Here is a 17377-nt window from a genome sequence, read left to right as displayed (position 1 = left end):
GAATCAATGCAGGGGCCGTGCCGGAATTCACGTGTTGTTGACCACAGTTAAAAAAATCTGGCGAAAGGTTGTTCAAAAATCCACCAGTCCCGGTATGATCGCGCGCCCTGATGCACACGCTGGTAACAACCGATGATGAAGCCCAACCTGATCGCCGCCGCAGAGATCGATCGTCTCGATACCTGGGCCAAATACTCTGCGCCGATGTGCGGTTCCTGCATATCCAGCTGCTGCACCCTGCCGGTCGAGGTCAAGATCAAGGATCTGATCCGCATCGGCATCGTCGACGAGTTCGAGCGCGGCGAACCGGCGAAGAACATCGCCAAGCGTTTGCAGAAGGAAGGGATCGTCGAGCGTTACAGCCAGAAGACCGAGATCTTCACCCTCCAGCGCATGAGCAACAACGATTGCCTGTACCTGGATCGTAAGAGCCGTCTGTGCACTATTTATGAAAAGCGCCCGGATACTTGCCGCAACCACCCGAAGATCGGGCCGCGACCTGGGTATTGCGCTTACAAGCCGAAGGAAGTGGCGCGCGAGACCAGCAGCAGCCGTCGGCCTCTCGAGAAATTCTGATCCGGAATATGGGCGCCTGAACGGGCGCCTTCGCGGGCAAGCCTCGCTCCTACAAGGGCAGCGCATAACCTGTAGGAGCGAGCGATGCGGCGATCCGACTTGCCCGCGAAGGGGCCGGTGAAAACACCACACAAATCGCAGACAAACAAAAACGCCCCCGGCCTTTCGACCGGGGGCGTTTTCATTCAGCCTGAACTAAAACTCAGTTCTTGGCTTTCTTGGCAGCGCGGGTACGCTCGCCTTCGTCCAGGATCTTCTTGCGAAGACGGATGGACTTAGGAGTAACTTCACACAGCTCGTCGTCCTGGATGAATTCCAGGGCCTGTTCCAGGGTGAAGCGAACAGGTGGAACCAGAGCGATGGTTTCGTCTTTACCCGAAGCACGCATGTTGTCGAGCTTCTTACCTTTGGTTGGGTTGACGCCCATGTCGTTATCACGGCTGTTCAGACCAACGATCTGACCGTTGTAGATTTCCTGACCGTGTTCAACGAACAGCTTGCCACGTGCCTGCAGGGTTTCCAGGGAGTAGGTCAGAGCCTTGCCGGTTTCTACCGATACCAGAACACCGTTCTGACGACCGGACATGTCGCCGGACTTCATGGTGTCGTAGCGATCGAAGATCGAGGTCAGGATGCCAGCACCGTTGGTCAGGGTCAGGAACTGGTTACGGAAACCGATCAGACCACGAGCAGGGATGTTGTATTCCAGACGCACACGGCCTTTGCCATCCGGCACCATGTTGGTCAGGTCGCCCTTACGCAGACCCATCTCTTCCATGACCTTGCCCTGGGATTCTTCAGGGGTGTCGATGGTGACGTTTTCAAACGGTTCCTGCTTCACGCCGTCAACCTGACGGATGATCACTTCAGGACGACCAACGCCCATTTCGAAGCCTTCGCGACGCATGGTTTCGATCAGTACCGAGAGATGCAGCTCACCACGGCCGGAAACCTTGAACTTGTCAGCCGAGTCGCCTTCTTCAACGCGCAGAGCAACGTTGTACAGCAGCTCTTTGTCCAGACGTTCCTTGATGTTACGGGAAGTCACGAACTTGCCTTCTTTACCGCAGAAAGGCGAGTCGTTCACCTGGAAGGTCATGGAAACGGTTGGCTCGTCAACGGTCAGAGGCTTCATCGCCTCGACGTTGTCCGGCTGGCACAGGGTGTCGGAGATGAACAGCGAGTCCATACCGCTCACGCACACGATGTCACCGGCAAACGCTTCTTCAACGTCGATACGGTGCAGACCGTGGTGACCCATCAGCTTCAGGATACGGCCGTTGCGTTTCTTGCCGTCGGCGCCGATGGCGACAACCGGAGTGTTCGGCTTGACGCTACCACGAGCGATACGGCCAACACCGATAACACCCAGGAAGCTGTTGTAGTCCAGTGCCGAGATTTGCATCTGGAACGGGCCTTCACGGTCAACTTTCGGCGCAGGTACGTTGTCGACGATCGACTGGTACAGCGGGGTCATGTCTTCAGCCATGTCGGTGTGGTCCAGACCGGCAATGCCGTTCAGGGCCGAGGCGTAGACGACTTTGAAGTCCAGCTGTTCTTCGGTGGCACCCAGGTTGTCGAACAGGTCGAAGATCTGGTCCAGAACCCAGTCCGGACGCGCGCCTGGACGGTCAACCTTGTTGATGCACACGATCGGACGCAGGCCGGCTTCGAAAGCCTTCTTGGTCACGAAACGGGTTTGCGGCATAGGGCCGTCTTGAGCGTCAACCAGCAGCAGAACGGAGTCAACCATCGACATTACGCGTTCAACTTCGCCGCCGAAGTCGGCGTGGCCCGGGGTGTCCACGATGTTGATGTGGTAGCCGTTCCAGTTGATGGCGGTGTTTTTCGCCAGAATGGTAATACCGCGCTCTTTTTCCTGGTCGTTGGAGTCCATCACGCGCTCGTCGTTGAGCTCGTTGCGCTCCAGAGTGCCGGATTGACGCAGGAGTTTGTCTACCAGGGTGGTTTTACCATGGTCAACGTGAGCAATGATGGCGATGTTGCGTAGATTTTCGATCACTTGTGTATCTCGATCAGAGGATTCGGTGTGCTGACAAGTCTTGGCAGCGATTAACAGTAGAGTCAGGCCTTGCCGTTACAGCTTGACGGCAGAGTCGGGGGGCCGATGACGCAGGCCACAGGCAAACAGCCCCGGGCTCTTAGCTCGGTCGATAAACGCGCACATTGGCATGCCCCTCACTGAGCAAATGGTGGGCATGCAGGCGACTCATCACGCCTTTGTCGCAATACAGCAGGTACTGGCGAGTAGGGTCCAGTTCCTTGAAACGAGCGTTCAATGCATAAAACGGCATCGTCTGTACCTCAATGCCACCGAGTTCCAGCGGCTCGTCTTCAGCGGCATCCGGGTGACGGATGTCGATGATGATCTGGCCCGCCAGTGCTTCGCTGACTTCTTCGATCTGCAAATCCTGGCCCAATTCGTCGATCACGCGATCGATCGGCACCAGTTTGGCGTTCTCGAGCGCACGCTCAAGGACTGCCATGTCGAATTCTTTCTCTTCATGCTCCACCCGGTGGCGCTTGGCAGCCGTCTTCGGGTTGACTGAAATGACCCCGCAATACTCCGGCATGTGCCGGGCGAAATCGGCGGTACCGATTTCGTTGGCCAGATCGATGATGTCCTGCTTGTGACTGGCGATCAGCGGGCGCAGCACCAGCTTCTCGGTCACGCAGTCGATCACGTTCAGATTCGGCAATGTCTGGCTCGACACCTGGGAGATCGCCTCCCCGGTCACCAGCGCTTCGATTTGCAGTCGATCGGCAATTTGGGTCGCAGCGCGCAACATCATACGCTTCAATACTACGCCCATATGACTGTTATCGACTTTACCGAGAATTTCTCCCAGTACTTCCTCGAACGGCACACTGACAAATAACACGCGTTGGGAGCTGCCGTACTTCTTCCAGATGAAGTGCGCGACTTCCATCACGCCCAGTTCGTGGGCCCTTCCGCCCAGATTGAAGAAGCAGAAGTGGGCCATCAGGCCGCGACGCATGATCTGGTAGGCCGCCACAGTGGAGTCGAAGCCGCCGGACATCAGCACAAGCGTCTGTTCCAGGGCACCCAGCGGATAACCGCCGATGCCGTTGTGCTGACTGTGGATCACGAACAACCGTTGGTCGCGAACTTCGATTCGGACTTCGATTTCAGGTTTTTTCAGGTCGATCCCGGCGGCACCGCACTGGCGGCGCAACTGGCTGCCGACGTATTTCTCAATATCTATCGAGCTGAATGGGTGCTTGCCGGCGCGTTTGCAACGCACCGAGAAAATCTTGCCGGCCAGCGCATCACCGTAGTGCTGCTTGCATTTTTCAACGATGTCGTCGAAATCACCCAGCGGGTACTCATCGATTTGCAGGAAGTGCGCGACGCCCGGCATGCAGCTCAGACGCTCGCCCATCTCCTTCAGAGCCTTGGGATCGCTGACGCGGGTTTCCAGCTCGAGGTTGTCCCACACGCCGTTCACCACCACAGCCGGATCCAGATCGCGGAGCACGGCACGGATGTTCTTGGCCAACTGGCGGATGAAACGCATCCGTACCGGGCGGCTCTTGATGGTGATCTCTGGGAAGACTTTTACGATTAATTTCATGGAAACAGCGCGCGCGAGGCCTGCCGAAAAAGGGGGGCGCGGATTATAGCGGAAATTGCTCAAGGTTTAACCAGTTAATGTGCAGAAGGTTTTGCGCGCACCAAAACAGGTCATTTATTGATTTTAGCGCCACATTGTAGGGCGGGATTTTCCCCATTAATGCGCTTTACACCTTTATAAGCGTGATATTGGGGCAAAAAACCCATGGTGGGGCACTGGCATGCAATTTGCTCCCTTGTGAGGCAGGTTGCCTTGGCAGAGTATTCGCGCCGGCATCACCCACATTCTAAGGGCATCCACTACTAAGCCCGAAGCCACCCGGAGGACACTATGTCGAAGTCGGTTCAACTCATCAAAGATCATGACGTCAAGTGGATTGATCTGCGCTTCACGGACACCAAAGGCACCCAGCACCACGTGACCATGCCGGCTCGCGACGCGCTGGATGAAGACTTCTTCGAAGTCGGCAAGATGTTCGACGGTTCCTCCATCGCTGGCTGGAAAGGCATCGAAGCCTCCGACATGATCCTGCTGCCGGACGACAGCACTGCCGTACTGGACCCGTTCACCGAAGAGCCGACCCTGATCCTGGTCTGCGACATCATCGAACCTTCGAGCATGCAAGGCTACGATCGCGACCCACGTGCGATCGCCAAGCGCGCAGAGGAATACCTCAAATCCACCGCCATCGGCGACACTGTGTATGCCGGTCCGGAGCCAGAGTTCTTCATCTTCGACCAAGTGAAGTTCAAGTCCGACATCTCCGGTTCCATGTTCAAGATCTACTCTGAACAAGGCTCGTGGATGTCCGACCAGGACGTGGAAGGCGGCAACAAAGGCCACCGTCCAGGCGTCAAAGGCGGCTACTTCCCGGTTCCACCGTTCGACCACGACCACGAAATCCGTACCTCCATGTGCAACGCACTGGAAGAAATGGGCCTGACCGTCGAAGTTCACCACCACGAAGTGGCAACTGCCGGCCAGAACGAAATCGGCGTCAAGTTCAACACCCTGGTGAAGAAAGCCGACGAAACCCAAACCCTGAAGTACGTCGTGCACAACGTGGCCGATGCCTACGGCCGCACCGCTACCTTCATGCCTAAGCCTCTGTACGGCGACAACGGCTCGGGCATGCACGTGCACATGTCCATCTGGAAAGACGGCAAGAACACCTTCGCAGGTGAAGGCTATGCCGGTCTGTCCGATACCGCTCTGTACTTCATCGGCGGCATCATCAAACACGGTAAGGCCCTGAACGGCTTCACCAACCCGGCGACCAACTCCTACAAGCGTCTGGTTCCAGGCTTCGAAGCTCCAGTAATGCTGGCCTACTCGGCCCGTAACCGCTCCGCTTCGATCCGTATTCCTTACGTGTCGAGCCCGAAAGGCCGCCGTATCGAAGCACGCTTCCCGGATCCAGCTGCCAACCCGTACCTGTGCTTCGCAGCACTGATGATGGCTGGCCTGGACGGTATCCAGAACAAGATCCACCCTGGCGATGCAGCTGACAAAAACCTGTACGACCTGCCGCCTGAAGAGGCGAAAGAGATCCCACAAGTTTGCGGCAGCCTGAAAGAAGCCCTGGAAGAGCTGGACAAAGGTCGTGCGTTCCTGACCAAAGGCGGCGTGTTCTCCGATGACTTCATCGACGCTTACATCGCTCTGAAAAGCGAAGAAGAAATCAAGGTACGTACCTTCGTACACCCACTGGAATACGAGCTGTACTACAGCTGCTGATCCGGTAGCGCCTGCGCAAGCGGCGTGACAAAAAAGAGGCCTCCTTCGGGAGGCCTTTTTTGTGCCCGCGATTTATTGGATGAACATCCTCCCTTGTAGGAGCCGGCTTGCCGGCGATGGCGCCCGTGAGAACGCCATCGCCGGCAAGCCGGCTCCTACAAGGGTTTTGTGGCGCTTGGGAAATCATGCCCAAATGTTTACAACTTGGGTCAATCACCAACCCTGACCTATGCTGCAACCCAACGCTTTCGTTTCTGGTCGATTTTATGGGTCGTGGTTTTCTGTTCATCCTGCTGTTGATCGCCCTGCCCGCCGCCGCGCAGATTTATAAGTACACCGACGCCGCCGGCAACACTGCCTACAGCAATCAACCACCCGACGGTGTGAAGGCTCAGCCGGTCGAACTGCCGCCGCTCAACAGCGTCGAGCGCCAGGCGCCTCCTGCCCCACCCGCCGAAGCCACCAGCCGCGAACAACCTCGCAGCGCCTACGAGGTGCTGGAGCTGACCAACCTGCCCACCACCGAAGCGCTGCGGGCCAACAACGGCACCTTCACCGTCAACGTGTTGATCAAGCCGCGCTTGCAAGGCCCGCATCTTTTCAGGCTGCTGCTGGACGACCAGCCTTACGGCCAGCCGAGCAACGTGCCGATCCTGCAACTGGTCAACATTGATCGCGGCACTCACAGCCTCGCGGTGCAGGTGATCGACGGGGAAGACATCGTGCAGCAGAGTCCGACCGTGACCTTCACGGTTCAGCGGGTGCACAAGCCGTGAGGTTATGGCTGCTGGCCGCCTGCCTGATCGCGCTGTCCGCATCGGCCGAAGTCTTCACTTACATCGACGCACAGGGCAATCAGGTCTTCACCGACCAGCCTGGCTCCGGCAACGCCAAACGCGTGCCGCTGGCGACGAGCAACCGCATGTCCGCCAACCCGACCGGCGCAGCGCCGGTGATTGCCGAGAAGCGGACCGAAACCAAACCCCTGTTCCGCTACGACATGCTGCGAGTGTTGGTTCCCGAGCCCGACGCCACAATCCGCAGCACCGCCGGCGAGCTGATCGTCAGCATCACCAGCGAGCCCGGCCTGCAACGAGGCCATCGCTACCGCTTGTTGCTGGACGGGCAGCCCACCGCTGAACCGGGTCCGAGCCCGGTGTTCGCCTTGAGCAACATCGATCGTGGCAGCCACAACCTGTCCGTGGAAATCCTCGACGAACACGGCCGCATCGTCGAGCGCACCGCCAATCAACCCTTCCATATGCTGCGCATTTCCCTCGCACAAAAACGCCAGGTCAAACCCTGCACACTGACCGACTACGGCCAACGACCGGAGTGTCCGCTCAAGGACAAACCCATCGAGCCAAAAAATCCCTTCCTGCGTTTCTTCTAACCTCGTTCAGCTTTGCGCACTATATTGGTGCGATAGGTTGCACCGTACCCAAATATCAACCCATTTTGGTTCGAAAGTACCCGCAAAAGCTGGCAGAACGCCACGCAAACGAGCGTCAAACGCCCGTTTCAGGCCTTTGACGCTTCTTTTCGGAGCCTTGGTTTGGTTTTTGCATTTTCCTCATATCGGCGCGTTATTCACGCGCATGCCCTGCTCCAAAAGAGGTCCTGATGACCATTAGCGACGCACTGCATCGATTGCTGCTCGACAACCTGACCACCGCCACCATCCTGCTCGACGCCGAACTGCGCCTCGAGTACATGAACCCGGCGGCGGAGATGCTGCTGGCCATCAGTGGCCAGCGCAGCCATGGGCAGTTCATCAGTGAGTTGTTCACCGAATCCACCGAAGCCCTGAATTCCCTGCGCCAGGCGGTCGAGCAGGCGCATCCGTTCACCAAACGCGAAGCGATGCTCACCGCCCTGACCGGCCAGACGCTGACCGTCGATTACGCGGTGACACCGATCCTGGCCAACGGCGCCACCATGCTGCTGCTGGAAGTCCACCCGCGTGACCGCTTGCTGCGGATCACCAAGGAAGAGGCGCAGCTATCGAAGCAGGAAACCAGCAAGATGCTGGTGCGCGGCCTCGCTCACGAGATCAAAAATCCGCTCGGCGGGATTCGCGGTGCGGCCCAGTTGCTCGCCCGCGAGCTGCCGGAAGAAAGCCTGCGCGACTACACCAACGTCATCATTGAAGAAGCCGACCGCCTGCGAAACCTGGTCGATCGCATGCTCGGCTCCAACAAGTTGCCATCGCTGGCCATGTGCAACGTCCACGAAGTGCTGGAACGCGTCTGCCACTTGGTCGAGGCCGAAAGCCAGGGCTGCATCACATTGGTGCGCGATTACGACCCAAGCATTCCCGACGTGTTGATCGACCGCGAACAGATGATCCAGGCCGTCCTGAATATCGTGCGCAACGCAATGCAGGCCATCAGCAGCCAGAACGAGCTGCGCCTGGGTCGCATCAGCCTGCGCACCCGCGCCATGCGCCAGTTCACCATCGGCCACGTGCGCCATCGCCTGGTGACCAAGATCGAAATCATCGACAACGGCCCCGGCATTCCTGCGGAACTTCAGGAAACCATCTTCTTTCCCATGGTCAGCGGGCGCCCGGACGGTACCGGGCTCGGCCTGGCCATTACCCAGAACATCATCAGCCAGCACCAGGGCCTGATCGAATGTGACAGCCATCCAGGCCACACCACCTTCTCGATCTTTCTGCCACTGGAACAAGGAGCCACATCGACATGAGCCGTAGTGAAACCGTGTGGATCGTCGATGACGACCGTTCTATCCGTTGGGTCCTGGAAAAAGCCTTGCAGCAGGAAGGCATGACCACGCAAAGCTTCGACAGCGCCGATGGCGTGATGAGCCGCCTGGCGCGCCAGCAGCCGGACGTGATCATCTCCGACATTCGCATGCCGGGTGCCAGCGGTCTGGACCTTCTGGCGCGGATTCGCGAGCAACACCCACGGCTGCCAGTGATCATCATGACTGCGCACTCCGATCTGGACAGCGCTGTCGCGTCCTATCAGGGCGGCGCATTCGAATACCTGCCCAAGCCGTTCGATGTCGACGAAGCGGTGTCCCTGGTCAAGCGCGCCAACCAGCACGCCCAGGAACAGCAAGGCCTGGAAGTCCCGGTCGCCCTGACCCGCACCCCGGAAATCATCGGCGAAGCGCCGGCGATGCAGGAAGTGTTTCGCGCCATCGGGCGCTTGAGCCACTCCAACATCACCGTGCTGATCAACGGTGAATCGGGTACGGGCAAAGAGCTGGTCGCCCACGCCCTGCACCGTCACAGCCCACGGGCGGCTTCGCCATTCATTGCGCTGAACATGGCGGCCATCCCGAAAGACCTGATGGAATCCGAGCTGTTCGGCCATGAAAAAGGCGCGTTCACCGGTGCGGCCAACCTGCGTCGCGGACGATTCGAACAGGCGGATGGCGGCACGCTGTTCCTTGATGAAATCGGCGACATGCCGGCGGACACACAGACCCGTTTGCTGCGCGTGCTGGCAGACGGCGAGTTCTACCGCGTCGGCGGCCACGTGCCGGTCAAAGTCGACGTGCGGATCATCGCCGCGACTCACCAGAACCTGGAAACCCTGGTGCACGCCGGGAAATTCCGAGAAGACTTGTTCCACCGCCTCAACGTGATCCGCATTCATATTCCACGGTTGTCGGACCGTCGCGAAGACATCCCGACCCTCGCCAAACACTTCCTCAGCCGCGCCGCGCAAGAACTGGCGGTCGAGCCGAAGCTGTTGAAAAGCGAAACAGAGGAATACCTGAAGAACCTGCCGTGGGGCGGCAACGTCCGTCAGCTGGAAAACACCTGCCGCTGGATCACAGTGATGGCTTCGGGTCGCGAAGTGCACATCAGCGACCTGCCGCCAGAGCTGCTGAGCCTGCCGCAGGATTCGGCGCCGGTGACCAACTGGGAGCAAGCGCTGCGTCAGTGGGCCGATCAGGCGTTGGCGCGTGGTCAGTCAAGCCTGCTCGACAGCGCGGTGCCGGCGTTTGAGCGGATCATGATCGAGACTGCGCTCAAGCACACCGCTGGTCGTCGTCGTGATGCTGCGGTTTTGCTGGGTTGGGGGCGTAATACCCTGACGCGCAAGATCAAGGAATTGGGGATGAAGGTGGATGGTGGGGATGATGATGAAGGGGAAGAGGGTTAATCAGCCTTTAGATCATCATCGTTGCATAGATCCATTCGCGGGCAAGCCTCGCTCCTACAGGATTTTTACGAACCTGTAGGAGCGAGGCTTGCCCGCGAAGCTTTTGGAGCCAACGTGCACCGCCTGAATGCACCGTGAACCGCAATCGCGCACGCCAACTGATCCAAAATCCCGCCTGCGTTCACAATCGAACCCCTGGCGAAAAAACACGAAAGCCCCGTAATACGGGGCTTTCGGCGTTTCAGAGGGCGTGTTTGTTTCAAGCTGTTAAAACCTGGCACGCCCCCTGCAATAGTCCATTCAGTGATTCAGTTCACTACCCGGTTTCGGGGACCTTGGTACAGGCAGGCCGGGGATTCCCCTCTTTACATCGGGCTCACACCGCACTTGCGACGAGCCCAAACAGTTTTGGGGCCCTTGATACAGGCAGGTCAGGGGTTCCTTCTTTACACCGGGCTCACGATGCAATGCGCGAGCCCTGCCGTTTTGGGAACCTTGGTACAGGCAGGCCGGGGATTCCCTCTTTTATTGCTCCCGGAGATGGATCTCCAGCCGCCAGCGGTCATCGACCTCGCTACCGGCCCACTCGCCCTGCAGTGGCCGGGCCGCCACCACCGACAGCAACAACCCCCCATCACTCAATCGCACCCGCCAGTTCACGTTCTTGTCGTTGAGCTTGAGCTGACCTTTCTGCGTCTTGCCCTCCGCCTCGAACAGCAACGCCAGGCTGCCGTCGATAAACTCGCCGTGGGACTTGGGTTCGTTGTTGAACCACACCACCAGGCCGTCGTTCGTCACCTCGATCTGCTGCAATTCACTGGGGTCGGGCGTGGTCAGGCGACCGATCATCAGCCCCACCATTACCCCGACAATCGCCAGCGAACCCATCACGCGCGGGAATAGTTTCGAACGGGGATCCGCTTGCGGCGTAGAATGCCCGTCATCTTTACCTTCGGAGCCGTGCATGTTTCACGTCATCCTTTTTCAACCAGAAATTCCGCCGAATACCGGCAACGTTATCAGGCTGTGCGCCAACAGTGGCTGCCACCTGCATTTGATCGAACCGCTGGGCTTCGAGATGGACGACAAGCGCCTGCGCCGGGCCGGCCTCGATTACCACGAGTATGCCACCCTGCAACGCCATGCGGACCTCGCCAGTTGCCTGGAGAGCCTTGGTCATCCAAGGGTGTTCGCGTTTACCACCAAGGGTTCGCGGCCGTTCCATGACGCGAGCTTCGCCGAGGGCGATGCCTTTCTGTTCGGCCCGGAAAGCCGAGGCTTGCCGGCGGAAGTGCTGGATGCCCTGCCCGGCGAACAACGCCTGCGTTTGCCGATGCGCGAAGGCTGTCGCAGCCTGAACCTGTCGAACACTGTGGCGGTTGCCGTCTACGAAGCGTGGCGGCAGAACGACTTCAAATAACACCCCATAACAAATGTGGGAGTGAGCCTGCTCGCGATGGCGGTGTGTCAGCTGACATTGATGTCATCTGACACACCGCCATCGCGAGCAGGCTCACTCCCACACGGGTGTCGCTGCGCAGCTTATTGAACGGTCGGAGTCTCGCCAGCCGCCTGCATGCGTTGCAGTTCTTGTGCGTACAGCGCGTCGAAGTTCACCGGGGCCAGCATCAGGGCCGGGAACGAACCACGGGTCACCAGGCTGTCCAGGGTTTCGCGAGCGTACGGGAACAGGATGTTCGGGCAGAACGCGCCGAGGGTGTGGCTCATCGAAGCGTCGTCCAGGTTCTTGATCAGGAAGATCCCGGCCTGCTGCACTTCAGCGATGAACGCTACTTCTTCACCGTTTTTCACGGTCACGGACAGGGTCAGCACGACTTCGTGGAAGTCGCCTTCCAGTGCCTTCTGGCGGGTGTTCAGATCCAGACCGACGCTTGGTTCCCACTGCTGGCGGAAGATCGCCGGGCTTTTCGGGGCTTCGAACGACAAGTCACGTACGTAGATGCGCTGCAAGGAGAATTGCGGTGCGGTTTCTTCTTCGCTAGCTGCAGTGTTCTGTTGGTCAGTCATCTCAGATCCTTTCTGATCTTGGGGTCTTATAGGGAAGGCATTCAGGCCTTGAGCATGGCGTCGAGCTTGCCGGCGCGCTCAAGGGCAAACAAATCATCACAACCGCCAACGTGGCGCTCACCGATCCAGATCTGCGGCACGGACGTACGCCCGGCCTTCTGGGCCATGGCGGCGCGCACCTGCGGCTTGCCATCGACCTTGATCTCTTCGAAGGCCACGCCTTTGTTCTCGAGCAGGTACTTGGCTCGCGAGCAGTAAGGGCAGTAATCGCTGGAATAGACGACGACGTTGCTCATATCACTTCACCAGCGGCAGGTTGTCGCCTTTCCAGCTGGAAATACCGCCGGACAGCTTGGCGGCGGTGAAGCCGGACTTCATCAGTTCGCGAGCGTGAGTGCCGGCGGTCTGGCCCATGGCGTCGACCAGGATGATGGTCTTGGCCTTGTGCTTTTCCAGTTCGGCCACGCGAGCGGCCAGTTTGTCGTGAGGAATGTTCAACGCGCCAACAATATGACCGGCGGCGAAATCCTTGACCGGACGAATGTCGATCACAACGCCCGCGTCCTTGTTGACCAGGCCGGTCAGTTCACCGGTGCTCAGGCTGCGGCCGCCGCCTTGCATCTGATAGGCGATCAGCAACGCCAGCAGTACCACGAAGATACCGACGAGCAGATAGTGGTTAGTGGCAAATTCAATCAGGTGAGCAACCATCGAAGGAGGTTCCAGGGCGTTAAAATGTCGGCCAGTATACACAGCCACTATGGTGGGCCAAACCCCGTCCGGCGGTGACGCCGTCGGAACTTCGCTTTAAACTGCCACTCCCTTTTCCATTGCCCTCTTTTAACTCAGCCACGAGTGGAATCCATGACTACCACGCCTAAACCTTTGGTCCTGATTATTCTCGACGGCTTCGGTCACAGTGAGAGCCCTGAATCCAACGCCATCTATGCGGCGAAGAAGCCCGTACTGGACCGTCTGTGGGCCACCGTGCCGAACGGTCTGATCTCGGGCAGTGGCATGGACGTCGGCCTGCCGGATGGCCAGATGGGCAACTCCGAAGTCGGCCACATGAACCTCGGTGCCGGCCGCGTTGTGTATCAAGACTTTACTCGCGTGACCAAATCGATCCGCGACGGCGAGTTCTTCGAGAACCCGACCATCTGCGCGGCTGTGGATAAAGCCGTTGCCGCCGGCAAAGCCGTGCACTTCATGGGCCTGCTGTCCGATGGCGGCGTTCACAGCCACCAGGATCACCTGGTTGCCATGGCAGAATTGGCTGCCAAACGCGGCGCGGAAAAAATCTACCTGCACGCCTTCCTCGATGGCCGCGACACGCCGCCGAAAAGCGCCCAGTCGTCGATCGAACTGCTCGACGCGACCTTCCAGGCCCTCGGCAAAGGCCGGATCGCCAGCATTATTGGCCGTTACTTCGCCATGGACCGCGACAACCGTTGGGACCGCGTGTCCCAGGCTTACAACCTGATCGTCGACGGCAACGGCGAATTCAACGCCGCCACCGCCCAGGAAGGCCTGCAAGCCGCGTACGAGCGTGGCGAGAGCGACGAATTCGTCAAAGCCACCTCCATCGGCGAGCCGGTTAAAGTCGAAGACGGCGACGCCGTAGTGTTCATGAACTTCCGCGCCGACCGCGCCCGCGAGCTGACCCGCGTGTTCGTCGAAGACGGTTTCAAGGATTTCGAGCGCACCCGCCAGCCAAAACTGGCCGGTTTCGTCATGCTCACCCAATACGCCGCCAGCATCCCCGCGCCATCGGCCTTCGCCGCCGGCAGCCTGGACAACGTGCTCGGCGACTTCCTGGCGAAAAACGGCAAGACGCAGCTGCGCATCGCCGAAACCGAGAAGTATGCCCACGTGACCTTCTTCTTCTCCGGCGGTCGTGAAGAACCGTTCCCGGGCGAAGAACGCATCCTGATCCCGTCGCCGAAAGTCGCCACTTATGACTTGCAGCCGGAAATGAGTGCGCCGGAAGTCACCGACCGCATCGTCGACGCCATCGAAAACCAGCGTTACGACGTGATCGTGGTCAACTACGCCAACGGCGATATGGTTGGCCACAGCGGCGTGTTCGAAGCAGCGGTGAAAGCCGTGGAATGCCTGGACCTGTGCGTCGGCCGCATCGTCGATGCGCTGGACAAAGTCGGCGGCGAAGCGCTGATCACGGCTGACCACGGCAACGTCGAGCAAATGTCCGACGAAACCACCGGCCAGGCGCATACCGCGCACACCACCGAGCCGGTGCCGTTCATTTATGTCGGCAAGCGTGACTTGAAGGTGCGTGAAGGCGGAGTGTTGGCAGATGTGGCGCCGACCATGCTGAAGCTGCTGGGCCTGGAAAAACCGGCTGAAATGACCGGGACTTCGATTCTGGTGTAATCCGGTCGCTCAAACACCGCCAAACCCTGTAGGAGCAAGCTTGCTCGCGATAGCTATCTGACCGTCGACATCTATGTTGAATGTTAAGGCCCTATCGCGAGCAGGCTCGCTCCTACAGTGGGTTTGCGTGGTTTTTCGGGCCGGTTATCACACAGCCCCAATTGGGCGTTTTTTTTGCAGCGTGGGGCGGGCATACTAGGCCGTCCCTTTCCCTGGTGTCGCCCGCCTCTATGCTTCGCGTCCTGATAGCCCTTGCCCTGACTTGCCTGCTCCAACCGGCCTTTGCTGACGAGCGCGCGCAAACCCAACAACAGTTGGACGCCACGCGTCAGGACATCGCCGAGCTGAAAAAACTGCTGGGCAAGCTCCAGGAAGAAAAATCCGGGGTGCAGAAAGACCTCAAGGGCACCGAGACCGAGATGGGCAAGCTCGAGAAGCAGGTCGAAGCCCTGCAAAAAGAGCTGAAGAAAAGCGAATCCGAGCTGCAGCGTCTCGATGGTGAGAAAAAAAAACTCCAGAGCGCGCGCATTGAACAGCAAAGACTGATCGCCATTCAGGCCCGCGCGGCCTATCAGAACGGCCGTCAGGAGTATTTGAAGCTGCTGCTCAACCAGCAGAATCCGGAAAAATTCGCCCGCACCCTCACCTATTACGATTACCTGAGCCAGGCCCGCCTGGAGCAGTTGAAGAGTTTCAACGAAACCTTGCGCCAACTGGCCAACGTCGAAAAAGACATCGCCCTGCAACAAGCGCAGTTGCTGGTGCAAAAGAGCAGCCTCGACAGCCAGCGCGATGAACTCGACAAAGTCCGTCAGGAACGCCAGCAAGTCCTCGCCAAGCTCAGCGATGACGTAAAGGCTCGCGATCAGAAACTGGCCGCCCGCGAGCAGGATCAGGCAGACCTGTCTAAAGTCCTTAAAACCATCGAAGAAACCCTGGCCCGCCAGGCTCGTGAGGCAGAAGAAGCGCGGCAAAAAGCGCTGATTGCCCAGCAGGAAGCCGAAAAAAAGCGTTTACGTGAGGCTCAGGCGGCAGCAGATGCAGACGCCACTGACGCCCCACGCAAACCCGTTAAATCGACACCCGGCGCCTTGGTATCAAGCTCAGGCGAGACGTTTGGCGGCCCGTTTGCTTCCAGCCGGGGAAAACTTCCATGGCCGGTTGATGGTCGACTGCTGGCACGCTTTGGCGAAACCCGTGGCGACGACGCCCGCACCAAGTGGGACGGCGTGATGATCAGCGCCTCCGCCGGCAGCCAGGTGCATGCCGTGCACGGAGGCCGCGTGGTGTTTGCCGACTGGCTGCGCGGTGCCGGCTTGCTGGTGATCCTTGACCACGGCAACGGTTTTTTGAGTCTTTACGGTCACAACCAGACGCTGCTCAAGTCTGCGGGTGACGTGGTGAAAGCCGGTGAGTCCATCTCCACTGTCGGTAACAGCGGCGGGCAGGACACTCCAGCACTGTATTTCGCAATTCGTCAGCAGGGTCACCCGAGTGATCCGGCGCAATGGTGCCGCGCGCAAGGATAGGCGTTGAGTCACCTACATTAGGAGTTCGTTCGACATGCTGCATTTGTCCCGTCTTACCTCGCTGGCCCTGACGATCGCCCTGGTGATCGGCGCGCCTCTGGCGTTCGCTGCTCAACCGGCTCCGGCGGTCGCGCCTGCGGGCACTGCTGCGACTACCAAGGCGCCGCTGCCGCTGGAAGAGTTGCGCACCTTTGCCGAGGTCATGGACCGGATCAAGGCAGCCTATGTCGAACCGGTGGACGACAAGACCCTGCTGGAAAACGCCATCAAGGGCATGCTCAGCAACCTCGACCCGCACTCCGCCTACCTGGGCCCGGAAGACTTCGCTGAATTGCAGGAAAGCACCAGCGGCGAATTCGGCGGCCTGGGCATCGAAGTCGGCGCCGAAGACGGTTTCATCAAGGTGGTTTCGCCGATTGATGACACGCCCGCCTCGAAGGCCGGCATTCAGGCCGGCGACTTCATCGTCAAGATCAACGGCCAGCCGACTCGCGGCCAGAGCATGACCGAAGCCGTGGACAAGATGCGCGGCAAGATCGGCCAGAAAATCACCCTGACCCTGGTTCGCGATGGCGGCACGCCGTTCGACGTGACCCTGTCCCGCGCCATCATTCAGGTGAAGAGCGTGAAGAGCCAGTTGCTGGAGTCCGGCTACGGCTACATCCGCATCACCCAGTTCCAGGTCAAGACCGGCGAAGAAGTCTCCAAGGCCCTGGCCAAGTTGCGCAAGGACAACGGCAAGAAGCTCAAAGGCATCATCCTCGACCTGCGTAACAACCCCGGCGGCGTGCTGCAGGCGGCGGTGGAAGTGGTTGACCACTTCATCACCAAGGGCCTGATCGTTTACACCAAGGGCCGCATCGCCAACTCCGAGCTGCGCTTCTCCGCCACCGGCAAAGACGAAAGCGAAGCGGTGCCGATGGTTGCACTGATCAACGGCGGCAGCGCCTCGGCCTCGGAAATTGTGGCCGGCGCCCTGCAGGATCAGAAACGCGCGGTGGTCATGGGCACCACCAGTTTCGGCAAGGGCTCGGTGCAAACCGTGCTGCCGCTGAACAACGACCGCGCGCTGAAGATCACCACGGCGCTGTATTACACGCCGAACGGCCGCTCGATCCAGGCCCAGGGCATCGTCCCGGACATCGAAGTGCGCAAGGCCAAGATCACCAGCGAGCAGGACGGCGAATACTTCAAGGAAGCCGATCTGCAAGGTCACCTGGGCAATGGCAACGGCGGCGCCGACAAACCGACCGGCTCCAGCGCCAAGGCCAAGGCAATGCCGCAGGACGATGATTACCAGTTGGCCCAGGCCCTGAGCCTGCTCAAAGGGTTGAGCATCACTTCCGGCCGCTGA

General features: G+C 59.3%; 16 protein-coding genes. 10 read left to right on the top strand and 6 right to left on the bottom strand.

What is annotated here, in order from left to right; genetic code table 11:
• The first annotated feature begins 135 nt into the window (after positions 1–135).
• Positions 136–576, top strand: a complete 441-nt coding sequence (locus tag J4E42_RS03910; protein ID WP_085988407.1) for a YkgJ family cysteine cluster protein — start codon at positions 136–138, stop codon at positions 574–576.
• Positions 577–778: 202 nt separating this feature from the next.
• On the opposite strand, the gene typA is transcribed toward J4E42_RS03910, so the two are convergent.
• Both typA and thiI read right to left on the bottom strand, forming a co-directional pair.
• Entirely contained in the window at positions 779–2599 is a 1821-nt protein-coding gene (gene typA / locus J4E42_RS03905) for a translational GTPase TypA (protein WP_008028025.1), read from the bottom strand.
• Positions 2600–2738: 139 nt separating this feature from the next.
• Positions 2739–4193: a tRNA uracil 4-sulfurtransferase ThiI gene (gene thiI, locus J4E42_RS03900; RefSeq protein WP_008040995.1), complete on the bottom strand. Its 1455-nt coding sequence runs from the start codon at positions 4191–4193 to the stop codon at positions 2739–2741.
• 330 nt (positions 4194–4523) lie between these two features.
• Here thiI and glnA point away from each other — a divergent pair, with 330 nt between their 5' ends.
• The 5 genes from glnA to ntrC all read left to right on the top strand — a co-directional run bounded on the left by glnA (position 4524) and on the right by ntrC (position 10072).
• Positions 4524–5930 carry a type I glutamate--ammonia ligase gene (gene glnA / locus J4E42_RS03895; protein WP_008028021.1) on the top strand — a complete coding sequence of 469 codons (1407 nt, stop codon included), beginning with the start codon at positions 4524–4526 and terminating at the stop codon, positions 5928–5930.
• A 266-nt stretch (positions 5931–6196) separates the two neighbouring features.
• Positions 6197–6706 (top strand): DUF4124 domain-containing protein, encoded by a 510-nt coding sequence (locus tag J4E42_RS03890; RefSeq protein WP_207284654.1) that lies wholly within the window; start codon positions 6197–6199, stop codon positions 6704–6706.
• Entirely contained in the window at positions 6703–7323 is a 621-nt protein-coding gene (locus J4E42_RS03885; protein ID WP_207284653.1) for a DUF4124 domain-containing protein, read from the top strand. Before J4E42_RS03890 ends, J4E42_RS03885 begins: the two co-directional genes overlap by 4 nt.
• 230 nt (positions 7324–7553) lie before the next feature.
• Positions 7554–8639 carry a nitrogen regulation protein NR(II) gene (gene glnL / locus J4E42_RS03880; RefSeq protein ID WP_008024908.1) on the top strand — a complete coding sequence of 362 codons (1086 nt, stop codon included), beginning with the start codon at positions 7554–7556 and terminating at the stop codon, positions 8637–8639.
• Positions 8636–10072: a nitrogen regulation protein NR(I) gene (ntrC, locus tag J4E42_RS03875; protein WP_064675450.1), complete on the top strand. Its 1437-nt coding sequence runs from the start codon at positions 8636–8638 to the stop codon at positions 10070–10072. The genes glnL and ntrC overlap by 4 nt, the downstream gene beginning before the upstream one ends.
• A gap of 525 nt (positions 10073–10597) precedes the next feature.
• Here the strand turns inward: ntrC and J4E42_RS03870 are convergent.
• The gene (locus J4E42_RS03870) at positions 10598–11038 is read right to left on the bottom strand and encodes a hypothetical protein (RefSeq protein WP_032828573.1); all 441 of its coding nucleotides are present in this window, start codon (positions 11036–11038) and stop codon (positions 10598–10600) included.
• On the opposite strand from J4E42_RS03870, the gene trmL reads away from it, so the two are divergent.
• The gene (gene trmL, locus J4E42_RS03865) at positions 11037–11492 is read left to right on the top strand and encodes a tRNA (uridine(34)/cytosine(34)/5-carboxymethylaminomethyluridine(34)-2'-O)-methyltransferase TrmL (RefSeq protein WP_008040998.1); all 456 of its coding nucleotides are present in this window, start codon (positions 11037–11039) and stop codon (positions 11490–11492) included. The two genes, J4E42_RS03870 and trmL, sit on opposite strands and share 2 nt — an antisense overlap.
• A 122-nt stretch (positions 11493–11614) precedes the next feature.
• Here the strand turns inward: trmL and secB are convergent, their stop codons facing one another.
• The 3 genes from secB to J4E42_RS03850 are packed head-to-tail and all read right to left on the bottom strand — an operon-like array spanning position 11615 to position 12811.
• Positions 11615–12100, bottom strand: a complete 486-nt coding sequence (gene secB / locus J4E42_RS03860; RefSeq protein ID WP_007897410.1) for a protein-export chaperone SecB — start codon at positions 12098–12100, stop codon at positions 11615–11617.
• 41 nt (positions 12101–12141) lie between these two features.
• Positions 12142–12396 (bottom strand): glutaredoxin 3, encoded by a 255-nt coding sequence (gene grxC / locus J4E42_RS03855; RefSeq protein WP_008024917.1) that lies wholly within the window; start codon positions 12394–12396, stop codon positions 12142–12144.
• Between the two features lies 1 nt (position 12397).
• Entirely contained in the window at positions 12398–12811 is a 414-nt protein-coding gene (locus J4E42_RS03850; RefSeq protein WP_008024918.1) for a rhodanese-like domain-containing protein, read from the bottom strand.
• 153 nt (positions 12812–12964) lie between these two features.
• On the opposite strand from J4E42_RS03850, the gene gpmI reads away from it, so the two are divergent.
• The 3 genes from gpmI to J4E42_RS03835 all read left to right on the top strand — a co-directional run bounded on the left by gpmI (position 12965) and on the right by J4E42_RS03835 (position 17377).
• On the top strand, positions 12965–14494 hold the full coding sequence (gpmI, locus tag J4E42_RS03845; protein ID WP_207284652.1) for a 2,3-bisphosphoglycerate-independent phosphoglycerate mutase: 1530 nt from the start codon (positions 12965–12967) through the stop codon (positions 14492–14494).
• A gap of 230 nt (positions 14495–14724) precedes the next feature.
• Positions 14725–16023, top strand: a complete 1299-nt coding sequence (locus J4E42_RS03840) for a murein hydrolase activator EnvC (RefSeq protein WP_008024921.1) — start codon at positions 14725–14727, stop codon at positions 16021–16023.
• 34 nt (positions 16024–16057) lie between these two features.
• Positions 16058–17377, top strand: a complete 1320-nt coding sequence (locus J4E42_RS03835; RefSeq protein WP_008024923.1) for a S41 family peptidase — start codon at positions 16058–16060, stop codon at positions 17375–17377.

It is taken from the genome of Pseudomonas sp. FW300-N2A2, from assembly GCF_017351735.1.
Lineage (GTDB): Bacteria > Pseudomonadota > Gammaproteobacteria > Pseudomonadales > Pseudomonadaceae > Aquipseudomonas > Aquipseudomonas migulae.
This window is presented reverse-complemented; position numbering and strand designations above follow the sequence as displayed.

Coding starts and splice junctions, on each gene's coding strand:
- ntrC (WP_064675450.1), top strand. CDS start 8,636: ATGAGCCGTAGTGAAACCGTGTGGATCGTCGATGACGACCGTTCTATC.
- J4E42_RS03835 (WP_008024923.1), top strand. CDS start 16,058: ATGCTGCATTTGTCCCGTCTTACCTCGCTGGCCCTGACGATCGCCCTG.
- gpmI (WP_207284652.1), top strand. CDS start 12,965: ATGACTACCACGCCTAAACCTTTGGTCCTGATTATTCTCGACGGCTTC.
- J4E42_RS03840 (WP_008024921.1), top strand. CDS start 14,725: ATGCTTCGCGTCCTGATAGCCCTTGCCCTGACTTGCCTGCTCCAACCG.
- secB (WP_007897410.1), bottom strand. CDS start 12,100: ATGACTGACCAACAGAACACTGCAGCTAGCGAAGAAGAAACCGCACCG.
- thiI (WP_008040995.1), bottom strand. CDS start 4,193: ATGAAATTAATCGTAAAAGTCTTCCCAGAGATCACCATCAAGAGCCGC.
- glnA (WP_008028021.1), top strand. CDS start 4,524: ATGTCGAAGTCGGTTCAACTCATCAAAGATCATGACGTCAAGTGGATT.
- J4E42_RS03870 (WP_032828573.1), bottom strand. CDS start 11,038: ATGCACGGCTCCGAAGGTAAAGATGACGGGCATTCTACGCCGCAAGCG.
- glnL (WP_008024908.1), top strand. CDS start 7,554: ATGACCATTAGCGACGCACTGCATCGATTGCTGCTCGACAACCTGACC.
- J4E42_RS03850 (WP_008024918.1), bottom strand. CDS start 12,811: ATGGTTGCTCACCTGATTGAATTTGCCACTAACCACTATCTGCTCGTC.
- trmL (WP_008040998.1), top strand. CDS start 11,037: ATGTTTCACGTCATCCTTTTTCAACCAGAAATTCCGCCGAATACCGGC.
- J4E42_RS03890 (WP_207284654.1), top strand. CDS start 6,197: ATGGGTCGTGGTTTTCTGTTCATCCTGCTGTTGATCGCCCTGCCCGCC.
- J4E42_RS03910 (WP_085988407.1), top strand. CDS start 136: ATGAAGCCCAACCTGATCGCCGCCGCAGAGATCGATCGTCTCGATACC.
- grxC (WP_008024917.1), bottom strand. CDS start 12,396: ATGAGCAACGTCGTCGTCTATTCCAGCGATTACTGCCCTTACTGCTCG.